Genomic DNA, 19613 nt, shown 5'->3' with positions numbered 1-19613 from the left:
TGCAGGTCGGAGATCCCGGGGCAAGCCCGCGATGACGTCGGATGGACTCTCGCCCCGTCATCCCTGCGGACGCCGGGATCTCCGCCGAGGTTCAGTCGAACAGCGCTTTGCCGATGTAACTACCGGTTGCCGGACCCGGAGGGACTGCGAACACCGCTGAACCGATGTGCCGGATGTACTCGTTCAACAGATCGAAACGACCCAGCTTGTTCTGCAGGTCGACGAAATGCTGCGGGTCGTTCTGGTAGCTGATGAACAGCAGGCCGGCGTCCAGCAGGCCCTGATTGTTGAGCCCGTCGGTGTAGTTGTAGCCGCGGCGCAGGATCTTCACGCCGCTGTTGTTCTCGGGTGCGGCCAGGGCGATGTGTGAGGTGGGGTCGATCACCTGGGCACCCTCGACCTGCTTCGCGAAGTCGGGGGTGTCGAACTCCCGCTCGCCGGTGAGCGGGGCGCCCTCGTCCTTGGTGCGGCCGAAGATCCGCTGCTGATCCGAGATTCTGTCGAAATCCCAGGTCTCGATGGTCATCGCGATCTTGCGGACCACCTGGTAGGTGCCGCCGGTCATCCAGTCGGCGTCCTTCAACCAGACGTACTGGTCGTAGTCGGCGTCGCTCACCACATTGCGGGTGCCGTCCTTGAACCCCATCAGGTTCCGTGGGGTTTCCTGCCCGGGGCCGGCGCTGGCCCGTCCGAAACCCATCACCACCCAATGGGTGTGTGCCGTGGTGGTCACCATGCGCGCCAGGTTGCGGATGGCGTGATAGGCCACCTGCGGGTCGTCGGCGCAGGCCTGCAGGGACAGGTCGCCGCCGGAGAGTTCGGGCTGCAGCACGTCACCGGGAATTCGGGGCAGGTCCTTGAGCAGCGCCGGCCGCTTGTGTGCCAGGTCGAAGCGCTTGTCGAAGACACCGGGGCCGAGGCCGACGGTGACCGTGAGGGACGCCGGCGCCAGCCCATGCGCCTCACCGGTGTCGGTCGCGACGGCGTCCGGGCGTTCGGGTTCGATGGTGCCGATCGCCTTGCCCTGGGTGAGCTGCGCGATCGCCGCGCTCCACCGGGCCAGCAGCACCTGGAGATCCTGCCGGGTCGCACCCCGGTTCAGGTTGAAGGTCATGAACACCGCGTGTCGCTGCGGCGGCGTCCGGATTCCGGCCTGATTCGGCTGGTCGTAGAACGGCACGCGCCGGGTCAGGTCGACCGAATCGGTGACGTCGGACGCCGACGCCGATGGCGTCGCACCGGCGGCACGCGCGTTGCCGCCCATGAACGCGGCGGTGACTCCCGCGCCGACGACGGCCCCACCTGCGGCCGTCGCGGCACCGCCGGCGATCAGCCGCCGGCGCGACACCCCGCCGGCGGGTGCGGGGTCGGACGGGGCGGGCGACGGCCCGGGGGAGCCGGCGGCGAAACCCGAAGGATCGAGATTCGATTCCTCAGTCATGGTCTCCGCTCCGTTCCGCCCGGGCCGCCGCAGCCGCTGTCGCTCACTTGGCGGTGGCGACCTTCTCGGCGATCTTCTGCATCGGCTGCTGCAGGGCGAGCACGGCCTGGCTCAACTCCTTGCGGTGCTTCTCGCGATTCGCCGCCGTCCAGGGCAGATACCCTCCGGGCGCCGTCTTGTCGCGCAGCTCGGCCAAGGCGTCGTCCACGTTACCGAACTGGGTGACGACCTGGTTCATCAGGTCGGGGTCGATCTTCTCCAGCCCCGGCTGCAGGTAGGCGAACGCCTGCCGGGCACCCTCCATGTTGGAGTGGAAATCGACCAGGTCGGTGTGGCTGAAGGCCTCCTCCTCGCCGGTGATCTTGCCCGACTGCACCTCTTCGAGCAGCGCCGCGGCGCCGTTGGCGAGGTCCTCGGGCTTGAACTCGAGGGTCTTCACCACGTCGACGAGCTTGCCGACGTTGGTGTCCAGGTCGGCGGCGTACTTCTTGGTGCCGTCGCTGATCTTGCCGGCCTTCCACAGGTCGCGCTCGACGGCGTGGAAGCCCGACCAGCCGACCTTCTCGTCCAGGTTGGAGGCCCGCATGTCGATCAGGTAGTCGAGGTTGCCCTTGTTGTCGTCGACCTTGAAGCCGGGCATCACGAAGCCCTCGACGTCGGACTCGATCTTCTCGTAGAACGGACGAGCGGCCAGGTAGGCGGCCTGCGCCTTGGCCACGTCACCGGAGTCGACGGCGGCCTTCAGGTCGGCAACGGCCGCCTTCAGCCCGTCGGCCTGGGTGCCGACCCAGGTGCCGTAGTCCTTGGTTCCCTGGTTCAGCAGCGTCGCGGTGCTGCCGGTCGGCGCCGCGGCGGCCTCGCCGGTCACCGTGAAGGGCTGCGTCTGTGGAGTCGCGCCGAGGCAGTACAGCGTGTACTGGCCGCCGTTCATCGTGATGGTGAAGGGCGACGGCGGCAGCCCGGGAGCGAGATTCTCCTTCTCGCCGAGGATCTTCAGTTCGCTCTGGATCTCGACCTCGGTGATCGCGGTCGAGCTGACGTTCTCGACGGTGAAGGTGACCGGGCCCGCGGGCGCCGAGCCGAAATCGGCGGTGCACTTATCGCCGTCCTCGCCGCCGGTCAGCGTCACTTTCACTTGGGCGACCCCGTCCACCACCGGTGCGGAACCGTCGGCCGGGGCGGACGCCGTCGCGCTGGTCGAGGCGGCCGGCGTGCTGCCGGCACATCCGCTCAGCCCGGCGGCCAGGGCCAGGACGGCGCCCAGCCCCGCCGCGGCGTGGGTTCTATGAGACATTGAGATTCCTCCTTGATTCGGATTCGGATGCCGCGACCGCGTGGTCGGGCTGAGGCAGCCGGCGGCGTGAGCGCTCGGCCAGGATCACGGTGATGAGGGCCGCGAGCAGCAGCAGGGCCGGGAACACGCGTCCCCAGAAGGTGCGCTCGACGCCCTGGGTGCGCAGGGTGAGGGCGGCCTGCTCGGCGACTTGGACGCGGGCAGCGTCGACGCTCAAAGACCCGGAACCCAGTTGGGTGCCGTTGGGCAACGTTCCGGACAGGGTGAGTGTGCGCGGGTTGGCCAGTCCGCCGCCGCTGAGCGTCGCGGTCGTGGTGTCGGTCTGGGTGAAGTCCAGCACCTCGCCGGCCACCAGCCACAGTTGTCGCTCGCCACCGTGCGCCCAGTTCACGTTGAACGGTCCTTTGGCGACGACGGGATTGATGCCTAGGGGCAGCCGGCCGCCGTTGAGCGCGGCCAGGTCATCAAGGGTCAGTGTGGACGGCAGTGCCCCGACCCCGGTGGGGTCCATCGCCTGCCGATAGGCGACGGCGTCCGGGACGGTGCGGTGCGGGCCGGCCACCCCATCGGTGAGCGGCATGGTCGACTCGCTCGCCCCCACGGTGACGGTCACCCGGTCGCCCTCGACTCGGACGCTCCCGGCGGTCTGGCCGCTGGAGTCGACCAGCGTCGCAGCGCCGAGGCTGGGAATCTGCGCCGGGCCGATGGCGAGGAACAGCGCCACGGCGGCGACGGCGAGCGCTCCGGCGATGCCGAACCGCAGCCGCACGGCGCCGAAGGCGTCCGGACGCCACTTCTTCGGCCAATAGACGTAGATCGCCATCGGGATGACGTAGCCGAACCAGCCGACCACCTGGATCACCCGCGGGTCCGGCGGAATGCCCAGCACGCCGGTGAACAACGCGCCCTGGACGGACCCCGGGGGAGCCAGCCAGGACAGGTCGACGGTGGGAGCCTGGCCGGCGTCGATCCAGCCGGCGCCGTGCATCTTGCCCAGGGTGCTGACCACCAGTCCGGCGGCGACCAGCAGCAGGAAGATGCTGGTGAACCGGAAGAAGCGGCCGAGGTTGAGCCGCATGCCGCCGGTGTAGAGGCCGTAGCCGATGACCGCTGCGGTCAGGATGCCGAGGATCGCGCCGGTGGCGGCCAGCCCCGCGTTGGTGGACGCCGAAAAGGTGGCCAGCAGGAAGACGGAGGTCTCGAAGCCCTCTTTCAGCACCGCCAGGAACGCCATCACCACCAGGGCACGTCCGGTACCTGCGCCGAGCGCCTCCGTCGCGGAGCTTTCCAGATGCCGCTTGAGGCCGCCCGCGTTGCTGTTCATCCACAGCAACATGCCGGTGACGAAGACGATGGCGATGACGCCGATGACCGCCTCCATGCCCTCCTGGGCGGCCTGCGGCAGGCTCGTCTCGACCATGCGCAGCCCGACACCCACGCCGAGGCTGAGCAGGATGGCCGCGCCGACGCCGATCATCATCGGCGTCAGGGAGCGTCCGTTGCGGCGCAGGAAGGCGGCGATGATGCCGACGATCAGGGCTGCTTCGAGCCCCTCACGCAAACCGATGATGAAGGTAGCCAGCACGTTTGCCGTCCGCGAGTTCGTCCGATGAGCCGTTCATGGCCCGGAATCCCCAGGTCTGGTGACGGTGGTTAGCTTTGCCTAACCTAAGGCAGCGTAGTACGGGTGAACCGGCCCCGAGCGCCGTTCCGCATTCGGGATGAGGTGATCGAGCTCACCGCCAGCGGCCGTCGGTCGGCACCACCATCGGGGTGCCGGACGCCGGGTCGTCGATCACCAGGCAGTTCAGCTCGAACACCTCACGGACCAGGTCGACGGTCAGCACCTGCGCGGGCGGGCCGGCTGCGATCAGCCGTCCGGCCTTCATCACGATCAGGTGACTGGCGTAGCGAGCGGCCTGATTGAGGTCGTGCAGCACGGCCACGATCGTGGTGCCGTCACGGTGCAGCCGGGCGAACAGGTCGAGCATCTCGATCTGGTGGGTGAGGTCGAGATAGGTGGTGGGCTCGTCGAGCAGCAGCACCGGGGTCTGCTGGGCGATCGCCATCGCGGCCCACACCCGCTGCCGCTGGCCGCCGGACAGTTCGGCGACCTCACGGGTGGCGAGCTGGGCGACGTTGGTGGCGGTCATCGCTCCGCGCACCGCCTCTTCATCGGCCGGCGTCCATTGCCGGACCAGCTTCTGGTACGGGAATCGGCCGCGGCTGACCAGGTCGACCACGGTGATCCCCTCGGGGGCGATCGAGGACTGGGGCAGCAGACCCACCTGACGGGCGAATTCCTTGGGCTTGTAAGTGTCGAGGCTCTGGCCGTCCAGGGTGACCCGGCCGTTCGCCGGGCGCAGCAACCGGGACAGGGATCGCAGCAGGGTGCTCTTGCCGCAGGCGTTGGGCCCGATGATCACGGTGAACTCCTGGTCGGGGATGTCCACGCTCAACTCGGTGCTCACCACCCGCTGGTCGTAGCGCAGCGTGACGTTCTCGGCGCGGAGCCGGGGTGCCCGCAACGGCTCCGGAGTGGGCAGGGTGCTCATCGGTTCCTCGCTTCCTGGACCAGCAATGTCAGCAGATAGACGCCGCCGAGCACGACGGTGACGATGCCCACCGGTACGTCGACCGGCAGGACGTGTTGGGCGATCAGGTCGGCGCCGAGCATCAACAGCGCACCGACCGCGGCGGACGACACCAGCGGAATCCCGGCGCTGCGGGCCAGCCGGCGGGCCACCTGTGGCGCGGCGAGCGCGACGAAGGCGATCGGACCGGTGCTGGCGGTCACGATGGCCACCAGAGCGACGGCGAACAGCACCAGACCCACCCGGACGCGCTCGACCGCGACCCCGTGACCCGCGGCGGCGTCGTCACCCAGTTCCAGCTGCCGCAGCCCCGGCACCAGCAGCAGGCCGGGGGTGCAGAGCAGCAGGCCGACGATCGCCGGAATCAGCGTCGGCCAGCCGAGCAGGGAGAGCGAACCCGCACCCCAGATGGCGGCCGCCATCGCCACCTCCTGCTGGGCCCGGAGCAGCAGGAACAGGTTGGCGGCATGCAGCATGGCGGTCACCGCGATGCCGACGATGATCAGCCGGAAGCCCTGCATGCCGCGCCGGTAGGCGAGCAGATAGACCACCACCGCGGTGAGCAGTCCGCCGACCAGCGCGCCCGCGGACGCCGACACCGCGCCCGCTCCCACCACGGTCAGCGCGACCAGGGCACCGGTGTAGGCGCCGGTGGCGAAACCGATCACGTCCGGTGAGCCCAGCGGGTTGCGGGTCAGCGACTGGAAGACAGCGCCCGACACCGCAAGGGCGCTGCCGAACACCAGCGCGCCCAGGACGCGGGGCAGCCGCCAGTCCCGCACCACGGTCGAGGTGAAGCTGCCATCGGTGGCGAACAGGGCTTGGACGACCTCACCGGGGCTCAGCGGGAGGTCGCCGAGACCGAGTGCAACGACGGCGAGCGCGAGTGCGATGACGGTCACGACGGTGGTGACGACCAGGCCACGGGCGGGCGACCAGCCACCGATCAGCGGCACCGGAACGCTGCCGGCGCGCGGATTGAGGGGCCGGATCGGGTCGTCGACGAGAGTGGTCACAGTTCGCTCGCCTTCCGCTGGCGGACCAGGAAGATCAGCACCGGCGCCCCTACCAGCGCGGTCACGATGCCGGCCGGCAGTTCGCCGGAATCCAGCACGACACGTCCGATCACATCGGCGATCAGCAGCAGCGACGGTGCGGCCAGTGCCGAATAGCCGATGATCCAGCGCTGATCCGGGCCGACGATCCAGCGGACGGCGTGCGGCACCATCAGCCCGACGAAGGCGATCGGGCCGGCCAGCGCGGTCGCCGTCCCGGCGAGCAGCATCACTGCGGTGACGGCGAAGATCCGGGTGCGCATCACGTTGGCGCCCAGTGCGGAGGCCAGATCGTCACCGAGCGCGATCGCGTTCAGTGAGGACGCGATCGCCAACGCGATGCCGAGGCCGAGGAGGACGAACGGCGTGGCTGGGGCGAGCAGGCTGAGGTCGCGGTCGAGCAGGGAGCCGGATTCCCACGAGGTCATCACCGCGAACCGTTCGCGGTCGGTGAGGACGACCGCGCGGGTGATCCCGGCCAGCACGGCGCCGAGTGCGACGCCGGCCAGGATCAGCCGGACGGGACTGGCGCCACCGCGTCCGAGTGAGCCGATCAGGTAGACCAGCACCGAGGCGCCGAAGGCTCCGACGTAGGCGAGGGCGAGGGTGCCGAAGGCTCCGGAGATGCCGGCCAGCCCGGTCCCCATGGCCAGGGCGAAGGCGGCGCCGGCATTGACGCCGAGAATGCCCGGATCGGCCAGCGGGTTGCGGGTGACGGCTTGGATGAGCGCCCCGGCGACACCCAGGGCGGCGCCAGCGACGATTGCGATCAGCGTGCGCGGCATGCGCAGGTCGGTGACCACCACCGCGTTCTGCCCGGTGTTCTGGCCGAGCAGGATCTGCAATACCTCCAGCGGCGGAATGGCGCGCGCGCCGACGGCGAGACTGGCGATCACCGCGAGGCCGAGGACGACAAACAGGGCCAACAGCCCGACGGCACGGACGGCGGGGGAGCGTCGCTCACCAACCGGTGCGGGCGGGGCGCCAGGGTGCGGACGGAGAGCGGTCACGGGAGGAGATCCTAGGCTAGCCTTACCTAACTTCCTACTGGTGTGATCGGCGCGCCGATCATGCCCGTCCCACTCGACCGAGCGAAGGAAACTTCATGCGTCTACGAGCACTCGCGGCAGCTGTCGCGGCGACCCTGCTGGCCGGCCTCGCCGCCTGCTCCTCGCCCGCACAGCCGGCTGCACCCACGACCAGCCCCACGGTGGCCGCTTCCACCGGCGAAGCGTTCCCGGCGACGATATCGACCAAGTTCGGCGATGTCACCGTGAGCGCGAAGCCGACCCGGGTGGTGGCCCTGGGCTGGGGTGACGCGGAGACGGCGCTGGCGCTCGGTGTTCAGCCGGTGGGCGCGTCCGACTGGCTCGGTTTCGGCGGCGAGGGCGTCGGTCCGTGGGCGAAGGGCATGTACACCACGGCGCCCGAGATCATCGGCACTCTGGAGCCGTCGTTCGAGAAGATCGCCAGCCTCAAGCCCGACCTGATCCTCGACGTGAAGAGCTCCGGCGACCAGGCCCGCTACGACCGGTTGAAGTCGATCGCGCCGACCATCGGCGTCCCGACCGGCGGTGACAGCTACCTGACCAGCCAGGAGCAGCAGGTGACGATGATTGCCACCGCGCTGGGTGAGAAGGCGAAGGGCGAGGCCCTGCTCAAGGAGGTCTCCGACGCATTTGCCGCAGCGGCGTCCGCCCATCCGGACTGGAAGGGCAAGACGATGACTGCCGCGACCAAGACCGCGGACGGCTGGGGCGCCTACATCGAGGGCAGCGAACGGGTCACCTTCATGCAGAACCTCGGCTTCACCCAGAACCCGAAGATCGCCGCGATGAAGCCGGACGCCACCGGCTTCTCGGTGAAGATCTCCCCGGAGAAGCTGGACGACATCGACGCCGACGTGATCGTCGCCTTCCCGATCTTCATCGAAACCTCCAAGCTGACCGGTGATGCCGCCTGGAAGGCCGTGCCCGCGGTCAAGGCGGGGCACGCCGTGGTGATCGACGGCGACCTGGCTCAGGCCTACTCCCTGGGCACCACCATCGCCACCAAGTACGCCATCGAGAACCTGGTGCCCAAGCTGGAATCCGCACTGAAGTAGTCCTCCGCCGGCCGGCGTCCACCCCCACCCAAACGCTCGCCGAACTATTTGCCGCTCGCTGAACTCCGCGAGCGCTGGATAGTTCGGCGAGCGTTTGGCGTCGGACGCCGTCGCGTCCGCTTGCTCGCGGCGAGCAGACCCGGGAGAGTCCTGCCATGAGGTTCCTCTTCCTGGGCGCGGGCGCGATCGGCACCTACGTCGGGGGCAGCCTGGCTGCCGCCGGCGAAGACGTCAGCTTCATCGAACGTCCCGACACCGCCGAAGTCATCGCCTCGCGCGGGTTGAAGGTGCACACCGCGGACGCCACCCGCCTGGTCACCAACGTGACGATGTACGGCAGCGCCGGCGAGGCGCTGGCCGCCGGACCGTACGACATCGGCGTGTTCGCGCTGAAGTCGTTCGACACTCAGACCGCGCTGGACGAACTGGTCGCCACCGGGCACGAGGTGCCCAGCATCCTGTCGCTGCAGAACGGCGTCGACAACGAACCGACGATCGCCGCGACGCTCGGCGCCGACCGGGTGCTGGCCGGCACCGTCGCGACCGCGGTGAGCAAGCCGGGCATCGGCGAAGTCGTCGAGGAGAAGCATCGCGGCATCGGGGTGGCGATGGGTCATCGGCTGAGCGAACCCCTGGTGGCTGCGCTGGAGAAGGCCGGGCTGTCCGGACGCCTGTTCGCCGACGCCGGCGCGATGAAGTGGTCGAAGCTGCTGACCAACCTGACCGGCAACGCCACGTCCGCGATCCTCGACCGCACGGTCGCCGAACTGTTCTCCGACAAGCGCACCTACCGGCTCGAGGTGGCGGTGCTGCGGGAATGCCTGGCGGTGATGAAGGCCCTCGGCCACGGCGTCGTCGACCTGCCCGGCACGCCGGTGCGCGCCCTGGCGCTAGCCACCCGCTTGCCGCGCTTCGTCGCCCAGCCGGCGCTGACCAAGGCGCTCGGCGCGGGACGCGGCGACAAGATGCCCAGCTTCCACATCGACCTGCACGGCGGCCGCGGCCGCACCGAGGTGTCCTTCCTGAACGGGGCCGTCGCCCGGTACGGCGCCCAGGTCGGCGTCCCCACCCCGGTGAACGCCCTGCTCACCTCGACCCTGGAAGCACTGACCGCCGGCGAGGCCGACATCGAGACCTACCGGCACAACCCGGACTCCCTACTAACCCGCCTCCGCTGACCGGGGACGGTTCTCCTTCGTGCGAATCTCGCAGATCGGGGACGGTTCTCGCACGTTCGAGAATCGCAGATCGAGGGACGGTTCTTCCGCGTTCGAAAATCGCACGTCGGAGAACCGTCCCCGGAAGTGCGAACGAGGCACCGCTGGCTGAGCTTGTAGTAACCCTCGGACGGATCTCGACAAGCTCGAATCAACAGAGGGGTCAGCCGAGGACTTTGATGACGTCGGCGACCAGTTGTTCGGTGCGGATGTCGTCGGCGGCGGGGGAGAAGCCGAGGCGGACGACCACCAGCTTCTCGGACGGCACCACGTACAGCCGCTGGCCGTCGTGACCGCTCGCCCAGTAGGCGTCCCGGGGGAGTCGCTGGTCGATCACCGAGCCGGACGCCGTCCGGTTCGTCCACCAGCCGGCGGCGTAGTTCGGGTCCTCCGCGGACGGCGGAGTGACCACGGTGGTGGTCTGCCGCATCCAGCCCTCTGGGAGCAGCCGGCGTCCGTTCCAGACACCATCGGCACGGGCGAACTCGCCGATCGTCGCCCAGTCACGCGGCGTCGCCCACAGGTATGAGCTGCAGACCGGCGTGCCGGTGGCGTCCGCCTCCCACACCGCCGAGGACACGCCGAGCGATGCCAACAACGCGGCTCGCGGCAGGTCGGCTCCTTGCCCGGTGCGGTCGCGCAGCACACTGCACAGCAGGTTGGTCGAACCCGACGAGTACTGCTGGGTTGAGCCGACCGGGTGAACCAGCGGTTGGGAGGCCACGAAGGACGCCATGTCGGGCTGGTCGTAGAGCATCGCGGTGATCGTCGTGCCCAGGTCGTAGGTCTCGTCCCAAGCGAGCCCGCTGCGCATCCGCAGCAGGTCCTCGACGGTGATCCGCGCCCGGTCGTCGCTCCATTCGGGCCGCAGCCGGTCGTCCGACAACGCCAGCTTGCGTTCGCCGACCAGGACGCCGGTGAGCAGGCTGGTCACGCTCTTCGCCATCGACCAGCCCAACTGCGGGGTGTCGGCGGTGAAGCCGGGCGCATAGCGTTCCGCGACGATCCGGCCGTCCCGGACGACCACGACGCCGCGGGTGCCGAGTCGCTCCCGCGCGTCCTGATCGAGATCGTCGCCGAAGGCGCCGGCCAGGGCCGCCTCGAGCGCCGGAGTGAGCCGCGGCGTCGCCGGTCCGGCCAACGGATTCGCGGCCGTGGTGATCGGCGTGGCAGCTCCGAACGACGGACGCCCCGGCGCCAGCGTGCAGCCGAAGTCGTCCACTGCCCACGCCTGCTGCGCGGCCAGCACGCCCAACACGGATGCCCGGTAGCCGCCGCCGTCCTGCCCGATCCGTAGATAGGGCACCAGCGGGTTGGGCGGCAGGTCCTCGGTCATCGGACGGTGCGCGATCACGTCCAGCGCACATGCGTTGTGCGCGGCATAGCCGGTGCCGGTGCGCAGCAAGGGCCTCAGGTACCAGTACCCGGCCGTGGCCGCGACCACGACGACCACCAGAAGGCCGACGACCACCCGGACCCAGATCCGACGCTTCCCCCGCATGGCCCGAGGGTATTCCTTCCCTCGCTGGGTCGCGTTCGTCGAGCTTGTCGAGACCTCTGCCGCAGTGGTTTCGACAAGCTCAACCAGCGGTGGTCGACAAGCTCAAACCAGCGGTGGCCGACAAGCTCGATCAACGGGGTGGGTCAGCCCAGCAGCTGCATGATCACCCGGCCGACCGCCTCGTCCTGTGGGCCTTCGGTGAGCCGGAAGCCGGCGCCGACCAGGCTCGGATGCCCCTCGGCGATGGCGTACCCGTGACCCGCCCAGGCCAGCATCGGCAGATCGTTCGGCATGTCACCGAAGGCGGCCACCTCGGCCGGGTCGACGCCCAGCTCCGCGGACAACGCGGCCAGCCCGAACGCCTTCGTCACCCCCGGTGCACTGATCTCGAGCAGTCCGTAGTCACCCAGGTGGGAATGGGTCATGGTCAGCCGTTCACCGACCACCGAGCGACCACGTGCGGCCAGGGCGTCGCTGTCCAGTTCGTGGTGGAACGCGCAAAGCTTCAGCACCGGTTCGGAGATCGCGGCCAGCTCCGCCAGGGGCGCCTCGGTCAGCCAATCGCCCTTCTCACGCTGCAGTCCGGGCTCGCACCCGAACCGCTCACCCCACTCGAAGGCGAACACCGTGCCCGGAATCGCGGCCCGCAGGTCGTCGGCGACTTCCAGCGCCACCTGCGGGTCGAGCCCGTGCACGACCGTGTGCCGCCGGGTGGCCAGATCGAATCGGCCGGCGCCGTTGCTCACCACCACCTCGGGGTACAGGCCGGGCAGCCCGTCCAGGACGTCCAGCCACCGGGAGGGACGGCCGGTCGCGACCACCACAGGTACACCGCGATCGGCGGCGAGAGTGAGCGCCTCACGGTTCACCACCGACACCTCACCGAGCGGGTCGACGAAGGTGCCGTCCAGATCGGTGACGATCAGCCGAACGGTCATAGTCGCGAGTTGGGCGTCGGAGACCCGCCCGCGGAGCGCGACGCCGAGGGCGAGCCAGACTGCGGCGAGGGCGAACCCGATTGCGGGGACGGCGAGCCCGACTGCGGGGACGGGGAACCCGACTGCGGCGAGGGTGAGCCCGACTGCGGCGAGGGGGAACTCGACTGGGGTGGCGGGGATCCGGTCGGCGGCACCGGCGGCGGGGGGCTCTGCTGCGGCGACTGCTGGAAGATCAGGATCGCGATCAGGATCGCCAGCGCCGCCAGCAGCAGCATCAGCAGCCAGGACGCCAGGATCGACACCCAGCCGGCGCGGTCACCGCGTCCGGGCCAGGGCAGCGGCCAGAGCCGCGCGACACCCGGCCCGGTCCGGTCGATCCAGTGCAGCCGGTAGTCGGGGCCGGCCGGCGTGCCCTGCAGCGGCAGTCGAGCCAGTTGCACCTCGTCGAGAATCCGGGACGCCTCGGCGATGGCCGCCGGTGAGCCGTCGTAGGCGAGCGCGACCCAGGGCGCCAGCGGCGCGTCGTCGGGGTCGACCGGATCGTCGTCCTCATGCCGGTACTTGCCGCCGAGGCGCCCCTCGTCCTGGCCGTGGCCGCCGCGGGCGACCACGGTGTCGATGTGCAGCTCGTTCACCACGCCGGCCAGCCGGTCGCGGGCCGCGGCATCGTTCGACGCGCCCTCGGACAGCAGGATCAGCATGACCGGCGTGTTCGCCTCGTCGTGCCCGGCGAACGCGATTCCGGACGGCGCGACCACCAGCCGCGCGTCCAGCCAGAAATCGCCTACCTTGGGCGGGTCCTCGGCGAGCAGCGGGGTCAGTGGGACCGCGCCCGACGACTGCGGGTCGCCGGGTGCCGGGTTCTGCTGCTCGGACATCGGCTCCCATCTCATCACACCCGCCCAACCGACGGTGTGGGGGGCGGGACGGCTCCCATTCTGCCCGATCCCGGGGGCCCCTTCGACCCGGGCGGACGGCCCCCGCGCGCAGTGCTCCGAGGGCACGGAGGCCCTGCACCACGAGCCACCTTCCGGACGCCCGCCCGGCACACAGAGAGGTGACAGCCCTGCCCGGTAAGGTGGCCTGCGAACCGGCGGGCCGCGCCCGCCCCAGGCGTATTCGGCGAGCAGGAGACACGCGTGTCCAATCCGACCCAGGCCCCCGGTCAGCAGCCGCAGGGAAATCCGGCCACCCGCGAGGCCGCCCGCCTGCTCGGTGAGGCGATCGCCCAGGTGCAGCGGGTGATCGTCGGCCAGGAACACATGGTCGAACAACTGATGGTCGGCCTGCTGGCGAAGGGGCATGTGCTGCTCGAGGGCGTCCCGGGCGTGGCCAAGACGCTCGCCGTGCGCAGCTTCGCCACTGTCGTCGGCGGCGAATTCTCCCGCATCCAGTTCACCCCCGACCTGGTGCCGTCCGACATCGTCGGCACCCGGATCTACTCGGCGCGGCAGGAGAAGTTCGACATCGCGCTCGGCCCGGTGTTCGTGAACTTCGTCCTCGCCGACGAGATCAACCGTGCGCCGGCCAAGGTGCAGTCGGCGATGCTCGAGCTGATGGCCGAGCGGCAGGTCTCGATCGGCGGCACCACCTACCCGGTGCCGAAGCCGTTCATCGTGATCGCCACCCAGAACCCGATCGAATCCGAGGGCGTCTACCCGCTGCCCGAGGCGCAGCGCGACCGCTTCCTGCTCAAGGTCGACGTGCCGTACCCGCGCGGCAACGAGGAGTTCGAGATCCTGCGCCGGATGAGCGTGCAGCCGCCCGAGCCGACCAACATTCTGAGCCCCGACAAGATCCGCGAACTGCAGGATCAGGCGTCCAACGTCTTCGTGCACAACCTGGTCGCCGAGTACATCGTCCGGCTGGTACTGGCGACCCGGACGCCGGCCGAGTTCGGCATGCCCGACCTGACTCCGGTGATCCAGATCGGCTGCTCGCCCCGCGCCACCCTGGGCCTGGTCGCGGCCGCCCGCGCGCTGGCCCTGATCCACGGACGTGACTACGTGCTGCCCACCGACGTCCAGGCCGTCGCCAAGGACGTCATGTCGCACCGGCTGGTGCTCGGCTTCGACGCCGTGGCCGACAACATCGCGCCCGCCCAGGTGGTCGAACGGATCGTCGCCATGGTGCCGCCGCCCACCCCGGTGTGGAACCAGCAGCAGCGTGACCAGGCGCACGGACAGCACCGGCACAACCCGAGCTACCAGAACTGACGAGGCCGTTGTCTCAGCACATGCAGTTCGAACCACCCGCCGACGACCTCGGCGTGGTGGAGTCGGTGCTGCGCGAACCGACCCGCGCCACCCTGCCGCTGCACAAACTCGCACCCGAGGCGGCACTGCGCCGGCTGGAGTTGACCGTCGTCCGGCGGCTGGAGGGCTTCCTGCACGGCGATCACCGCGGCCTGATGCCCGGCCCCGGCTCGGAGACCAACGATGCGCGCGTCTACGTGCCCGGCCAGGACGACGTCCGCAAGATCGACTGGGCGGTGACCGCTCGCACCCAGACGCCGCACGTCCGCGACACCATCGCCGACCGGGAACTCGAGGTGTGGGCGCTGCTCGACGTCACCCCGTCGATGAACTGGGGCACCGAGGGCGTCACCAAGCGTGACCTCGGCATCGCCGCCGTCGCCACCATCGGCTTCCTGTCGCAGCGGATGGGTGATCGGTTCGGCGGCCTGGTGATGCGTCCGGACGCGATCAAACGGCTCCCTGCGCGCTCGGGCCGGACGGCGCTGTACGGGCTGCTGCGCCGGATGCTCGACGAGCCGATCGTGCCCGACCACAGCACCGGGCCGTACACCCTGGCCGCCGGGGTGGAACAACTCACCCGGCTGCAGCGTCGCCGCGGCATGCGGATCGTGATCTCCGACTTCCTGTCGGCCGGCGATTCCGAACTCGACCCGAACGTCGAACCCGACTGGGAGCGGCCGATGCGGCGGCTGGCGATCCGCAACCAGGTGCTCGCCGTCGAGGTGATCGACAAGCGCGAGATCGAGTTCCCCGACGTGGGCGACATCCTGATCCGCGACCCCGAGACAGACTTCCAGCGTTACGTGAACACCAGCGACGCGGGCGCCCGGGCCCGGATGGACGCGGCGTCCGCCGCCCAGCGGGAACGGATCCGGATCGCGCTGCGCCGGGCCGGGGTCGCGCACATCCAGTTGCGTACCGATAGAGACTGGGTGCAGGACATCGCCCGTTTCGTGCTCGCCTACCGCCGGGTGGCAGGCATGTTGCACCAACCACCGCAGGGGGTGAGCAAGTGAATCTCGATCAGATGTTCCTGAACCCGGAGCGTCTGTGGTGGCTGCTGCTCATCCCGGTGCTGGTCGCCGCATACATCTACCTGACCCGGCGCCGGAACCGCACCGGGATGCGCTTCACCAACACCTCGATCCTGGGTGCGGTGGTGCCGGTGCAGTCGCAGTGGCGGCGGCATCTCGCGGTCGCCCTGTCGCTGCTCAGCCTGGTGGCGCTGACCATCGCCTGGTCGCGTCCGAGCGGTGTCGACAGGGTCCCGCGCGAGCGGGCCACCATCGTGCTGGTGCTCGACGTCTCGCAGTCGATGGCGGCCACCGATGTGAAGCCGAACCGGCTGGACGCCGCCAAGACCGAAGCCAAGCGGTTCGTCGCGTCGATCCCGGCCACCTACAACGTGGCGCTGGTCAGCCTGTCCGGCGCGCCGGCGTCCCGGCTGCCACCGACGACCGACCGCGGGCAGATCAACCGCGCCATCGACGCCCTCACCCTGCAGGACTCCACCGCCATCGGCGACGCGATCAATGTGGCGATGTCCACGCTGCAGTCGGCTCCGAAGGCGGCGGACGGCTCCATTCCGCCGGGCGCGATCGTGCTGCTCTCCGACGGCCAGAACACCGCCGGCCGGTCGCCCACCCAGGAGGCCGCAGCGGCGGGCAAGGCCAAGGTGCCGATCTACACGATCGCCTACGGCACCGAGAACGGCTACGTCGACCTGGACAACAAGCGCGAGAAGGTGCCGCCGGACAAGGCGTTGCTGCAGCGCATCGCCAGCCTGACCAACGGGCAGGCCTACGCCGCGGAATCCGCCGGCGATCTGGACACGGTTTATAAGAACATCCGCAGCGAGGTCGGCTACGAAGAGGTGCGGAAGGAGATCACCGCCACCTGGGCCGGCTACGGCCTGGCGTTCGCGGTGGTCGCCGCACTCGCGGCCGTGTCGCTCGGGGCGAGGTGGCCATGATGATGCTTCCGATGATCTCGTTCATGGAACCGGACCGGCTGTGGTGGCTGGCGCTGATCCCGTTCCTGGTGGTGCTGTACCTGGTGCTGCTGCACCGCAAGAGCAGCCGCAGCCGCACCACCGGCATCTCGAACCTGAACAAGGTGCTGCCCAAACAGCAGGCCTGGAAGCGGCACATCGCCGTCGGGGCAGCGGTTTTGTCGCTGGCAGCGCTCAACGTGGCGTTCGCCAAGCCGAGTGACGAGGTCGATGTGCCGCGCGACCGGGCCACCATCGTGCTGGCCATCGACGTCTCGCGTTCGATGATCGCCGAAGACGTGGCTCCGAACCGGCTGGACGCCGCCAAGGCCGCGGCGACGGACTTCCTGGGCATGCTGCCGCCCCGGTTCAACGTGGCGCTGGTGGCTTTCGCGGGCTCGGCGTCCATCGTGGTGGCTCCGACCACCGACCGCGGGCTGGTCTCGCGGGCGATCGAGGGGCTGCAGGTCGCGCCGTCCACCGCGATCGGTGAAGGCATCTTCTCCTCCCTGGACGCCCTGGTGCTGGCCCCGGTCGACCCGGATCATCCCGACGACCCGGCACCCGGCGCGATCGTGTTGTTGTCCGACGGCTTCACCAACATCGGACGCAAGTCGGCCACCGCGGCGCAGGCCGCGAAGGAACGCAAGATTCCCATCTACACGATCGCCTACGGCACCGCGGACGGCTACGTCGTCGACGGCGGACGCCGTGAGCCCGTCCCGGTCAATCACGAGGAACTGCAGCGGGTCGCCGACATCTCCGGCGGCAAGAAGTTCGCCGCCGGCTCGTCCGGAGAGCTCAAGGACGTGTACGCCACGATCGCGAAGGCCATCGGTTATGTGAAGGAAGAGCAGGAGGTGACCGAGATCTACACCGGTTACGCCTTCGGCTTCGCCATCCTCGCCGCCATCGCGGTGATTTCGCTGGGCGCTCGCTGGCCCTGACGCGGCCCCGTTGGTCGAGCTTGTTCCATCTCGCTGGTCAGCCTGCTGAGCGACCGTTGGTCGAGCTTGTCGAGACCCCTGCCGCCTCACAACCGTTGGTCGAGCTTGTCGAGACCTCTGCCGCCTCATAACCGTCATCCCAGCGCAGCCCGTGACCCCGGCGCACCCTCGTCATCCCGGCCGCACCCTCGTCATCCCGGCGAACGCCGGGATCTCCGCCGCCCACGGCTAGTTCGGACCCCTACCGGCCCTCGAAGTTGGCCGGCGAACCGCTCAGGTAGCTCTCCATCGCCCGCCGGGCGTCCGACGTCTTGGCGAGCATCGCCACCACCGGATGGAGCCGTCCGGACGCCCCACGCGGGTCGGTGAGCGCCAGCCGCGCGTTGGCCAATGTGGCCTGGACGGCGAGCGGTGCCTGCCTCGCGATCCGCTCCGCGAGAGCCATCGCGGCGTCGAACTGCTCGCCGTCGGCAACGACCTGTTGAACGAGCCCGATCCGGTACGCCGCGGCCGCATCGAAGTAGTCACCGGTGAGCAGCCAGCGCATGGCGTCGCCCCAGCCGAGCCGGGGGAGTCGCACGGTGGCGCCGCCGAACGCCATGATCCCGCGGGCCACCTCGAGTTGGGCGAACCGGGTGCCGGCGGCGGCCACCACGACGTCCGCGGCGAGGGCGAGTTCGACGCCGAGGGTGAGACAGGTGCCCTGCACGGCGACGACGACCGGTTTGGACACCGGTTCGGTGACGATGCCCCAGGGATCGATCATTCCGGGTGGCAGCAGTTCAGCTGAGCCGGACGTGATCGCGGGCGCCACGTCGGCCAGGTCGAGACCAGCGGTGAAGTGCTCGCCCACGGCATGCAGGACTCCGACGCGCAGCGAGGCATCGGTGTGCAGCACCGTGTAGGCCTCGGCCAATGCGTGCAGCATGGCCAGATCGGCAGCATTCCGCTTCTCGGGGCGATTAAGTCCGATCGTCAGAACGTGTCCCTGTCGCTCTACCAGCACCCGATCGCTCATTGCGTCATCCAATCGGGCCGCGGCGGGTTTGTCACCGGCCAAGAACAGGCAGCGAGCGGAATCAGCTATGTGCGGGCTTCTTCGTTGGCCTTGTCGTTCGCCTTCTGCAGCGCGTCGACCAACTCGTCCTTGGTCATCGTCGAGCGGCCCTGAATATCCAGCCGGCGCGCCAGGTTGAGCAGGTGTTCCTTGGTGGCGTTGGCGTCGACGCCGCCCGCGCTCTCACTCTTGGGGTGGGGACCGCCCTCCTCGGCGCGCGCGTCCGAGGGTCCACGCTTCTCCTTGCGCTCCCAGTGGTCGCCGACCTTCTCGTAGGAGTGCTTCAGCGACGCGTAGGCCGCCGCACTGGCCCGCCCCTCGTCGCCGTCGTAGGTCTCCATCGCGGAGTCGTAGGTCTTCGCGAAGGTCCGACGAGCCTTCTTCGACGATCGCCGGACGGGGCCCGGCAGGTCGGACTTCTTCACCTTGCCGCTCTTCGTGGTTTTCGGCATATCTCCACCCTGCCTCGCGGATTCGTCGCCGAGCACGCCCGAAGAGGTGGATTCGTGGTGACTCGCGGTTGGTTCCGCCGTGGCCGGTAAGGCAGAATAGAGCCACTCCGACGACCGAGTGATGCAGGGGAAGGCAGCTACTCGGCGAAGGAGAAAGACCATGGCGAAAACCCATGGGGTGGTGCAGATCCACTCTGCGCCGTCCGCGTTGTGCCCGCATGTCGAATGGGCCGTGGGCGGCGTGGTCGGCGTACCCGTGCATCTCGACTGGACGCCGCAGCCCGCTGAGCGGGCGTCCTATCGTGCCGAGTTCTGCTGGACCGGCCCGATTGGTACCTCGGCGAAACTGACCAGCGCCCTGAAGGGCTGGCAGCGGCTGCGCTTCGAGATCACCGAGGACGGCACGGCGGCGTCTGAGGCCGTCCGGTACTCCTACACCCCGGCGCTCGGCGTCTTCCACGCCACCGTCGGCCTGCACGGCGACATCATGATCAACGAGGAGCGGCTCAAGGCCGCCATGGCCCGGGACGCCCTGGGCCGCCGCAACCTGCGCGACGCCGTCAACGACCTGATCGGCACCGCCTGGGACGACGAACTCGAGGTCTTCCGCCAGGCCGGCGAGGGTGGCGCCGACGTCCGCTGGCTGCACCAGGTCGTCTGACCGCCCACGTCCGGGCGTCCACCCGACAAAACCCTCCCTAACTATCTCTGCCCTCCCACATGCGGGAGGGCAGAGATAGTTAGGGAGGGCCCTACGGGACGGGG

18 protein-coding genes are annotated in these 19613 nt (G+C 69.5%); 7 read left to right on the top strand and 11 right to left on the bottom strand.

The features are described 5' to 3' along the window. Positions 1-91 precede the first annotated feature (91 nt). From efeB to Q0066_RS10400, 6 genes are all read right to left on the bottom strand, one after another. Positions 92-1441, bottom strand: coding sequence for an iron uptake transporter deferrochelatase/peroxidase subunit (gene efeB, locus Q0066_RS10425; protein ID WP_298132637.1), 1350 nt, complete (start codon positions 1439-1441; stop codon positions 92-94). A gap of 43 nt (positions 1442-1484) precedes the next feature. Further along, positions 1485-2735, bottom strand: coding sequence for an iron uptake system protein EfeO (gene efeO, locus Q0066_RS10420; RefSeq protein WP_298132635.1), 1251 nt, complete (start codon positions 2733-2735; stop codon positions 1485-1487). Continuing rightward, positions 2725-4320 carry an iron uptake transporter permease EfeU gene (gene efeU / locus Q0066_RS10415; RefSeq protein WP_298132633.1) on the bottom strand — a complete coding sequence of 532 codons (1596 nt, stop codon included), beginning with the start codon at positions 4318-4320 and terminating at the stop codon, positions 2725-2727. The genes efeO and efeU overlap by 11 nt, the downstream gene beginning before the upstream one ends. Positions 4321-4471: 151 nt before the next feature. After that, the gene (locus Q0066_RS10410) at positions 4472-5290 is read right to left on the bottom strand and encodes an ABC transporter ATP-binding protein (RefSeq protein ID WP_298132631.1); all 819 of its coding nucleotides are present in this window, start codon (positions 5288-5290) and stop codon (positions 4472-4474) included. After that, the gene (locus tag Q0066_RS10405) at positions 5287-6345 is read right to left on the bottom strand and encodes an iron chelate uptake ABC transporter family permease subunit (RefSeq protein ID WP_298132630.1); all 1059 of its coding nucleotides are present in this window, start codon (positions 6343-6345) and stop codon (positions 5287-5289) included. Before Q0066_RS10405 ends, Q0066_RS10410 begins: the two co-directional genes overlap by 4 nt. Then, on the bottom strand, positions 6342-7394 hold the full coding sequence (locus tag Q0066_RS10400) for an iron chelate uptake ABC transporter family permease subunit (RefSeq protein WP_298132628.1): 1053 nt from the start codon (positions 7392-7394) through the stop codon (positions 6342-6344). The genes Q0066_RS10405 and Q0066_RS10400 overlap by 4 nt, the downstream gene beginning before the upstream one ends. Before the next feature lie 95 nt (positions 7395-7489). Here Q0066_RS10400 and Q0066_RS10395 point away from each other — a divergent pair, with 95 nt between their 5' ends. Together Q0066_RS10395 and Q0066_RS10390 are read left to right on the top strand one after the other, a co-directional pair. Beyond that, on the top strand, positions 7490-8488 hold the full coding sequence (locus Q0066_RS10395) for an iron-siderophore ABC transporter substrate-binding protein (protein WP_298132626.1): 999 nt from the start codon (positions 7490-7492) through the stop codon (positions 8486-8488). Positions 8489-8643: 155 nt separating this feature from the next. Next, positions 8644-9666 carry a 2-dehydropantoate 2-reductase gene (locus Q0066_RS10390; RefSeq protein WP_298132624.1) on the top strand — a complete coding sequence of 341 codons (1023 nt, stop codon included), beginning with the start codon at positions 8644-8646 and terminating at the stop codon, positions 9664-9666. Positions 9667-9868: 202 nt separating this feature from the next. Here Q0066_RS10390 and Q0066_RS10385 read toward each other — a convergent pair whose 3' ends face one another. The 3 genes from Q0066_RS10385 to Q0066_RS10375 form a co-directional block, all read right to left on the bottom strand. Further along, complete coding sequence (locus tag Q0066_RS10385) at positions 9869-11206, bottom strand: serine hydrolase (RefSeq protein ID WP_298132622.1); 1338 nt, start codon at positions 11204-11206, stop codon at positions 9869-9871. Between the two features lie 143 nt (positions 11207-11349). Then, on the bottom strand, positions 11350-12144 hold the full coding sequence (locus Q0066_RS10380; protein ID WP_298132620.1) for an HAD family hydrolase: 795 nt from the start codon (positions 12142-12144) through the stop codon (positions 11350-11352). Further along, positions 12141-13022: a hypothetical protein gene (locus tag Q0066_RS10375; RefSeq protein WP_298132618.1), complete on the bottom strand. Its 882-nt coding sequence runs from the start codon at positions 13020-13022 to the stop codon at positions 12141-12143. The genes Q0066_RS10380 and Q0066_RS10375 overlap by 4 nt, the downstream gene beginning before the upstream one ends. A gap of 261 nt (positions 13023-13283) precedes the next feature. Here Q0066_RS10375 and Q0066_RS10370 point away from each other — a divergent pair, with 261 nt between their 5' ends. Genes Q0066_RS10370 through Q0066_RS10355 form a run of 4 tightly spaced genes read left to right on the top strand, consistent with a single transcriptional unit; the run spans position 13284 to position 17339 of the window. Continuing rightward, entirely contained in the window at positions 13284-14360 is a 1077-nt protein-coding gene (locus tag Q0066_RS10370; RefSeq protein ID WP_298132616.1) for a MoxR family ATPase, read from the top strand. Between the two features lie 53 nt (positions 14361-14413). Beyond that, a complete protein-coding gene (locus Q0066_RS10365) occupies positions 14414-15418 on the top strand; it encodes a DUF58 domain-containing protein (protein ID WP_298132689.1) in 1005 nt (334 codons plus the stop codon). Positions 15419-15429: 11 nt separating this feature from the next. Beyond that, the gene (locus Q0066_RS10360; protein WP_298132687.1) at positions 15430-16374 is read left to right on the top strand and encodes a VWA domain-containing protein; all 945 of its coding nucleotides are present in this window, start codon (positions 15430-15432) and stop codon (positions 16372-16374) included. After that, positions 16371-17339: a VWA domain-containing protein gene (locus Q0066_RS10355; protein ID WP_298132614.1), complete on the top strand. Its 969-nt coding sequence runs from the start codon at positions 16371-16373 to the stop codon at positions 17337-17339. Before Q0066_RS10360 ends, Q0066_RS10355 begins: the two co-directional genes overlap by 4 nt. Before the next feature lie 241 nt (positions 17340-17580). Here Q0066_RS10355 and Q0066_RS10350 read toward each other — a convergent pair whose 3' ends face one another. Then, entirely contained in the window at positions 17581-18357 is a 777-nt protein-coding gene (locus tag Q0066_RS10350) for a crotonase/enoyl-CoA hydratase family protein (RefSeq protein ID WP_298132613.1), read from the bottom strand. 65 nt (positions 18358-18422) lie between these two features. Continuing rightward, the gene (locus Q0066_RS10345; protein ID WP_298132610.1) at positions 18423-18848 is read right to left on the bottom strand and encodes a ChaB family protein; all 426 of its coding nucleotides are present in this window, start codon (positions 18846-18848) and stop codon (positions 18423-18425) included. Positions 18849-19008: 160 nt separating this feature from the next. Between Q0066_RS10345 and Q0066_RS10340 the strand changes: the two genes are divergently transcribed. Beyond that, positions 19009-19509 carry a DUF3145 domain-containing protein gene (locus Q0066_RS10340; RefSeq protein WP_298132609.1) on the top strand — a complete coding sequence of 167 codons (501 nt, stop codon included), beginning with the start codon at positions 19009-19011 and terminating at the stop codon, positions 19507-19509. Positions 19510-19613: the final 104 nt, after the last annotated feature.

The sequence above is a fragment of the Micropruina sp. genome (assembly GCF_027492755.1).
Classification (GTDB): Bacteria; Actinomycetota; Actinomycetes; order Propionibacteriales; family Propionibacteriaceae; genus Micropruina.
Note: the sequence above shows the minus strand (reverse complement) of the source record. Positions and strands in the feature narration are given on the sequence as shown.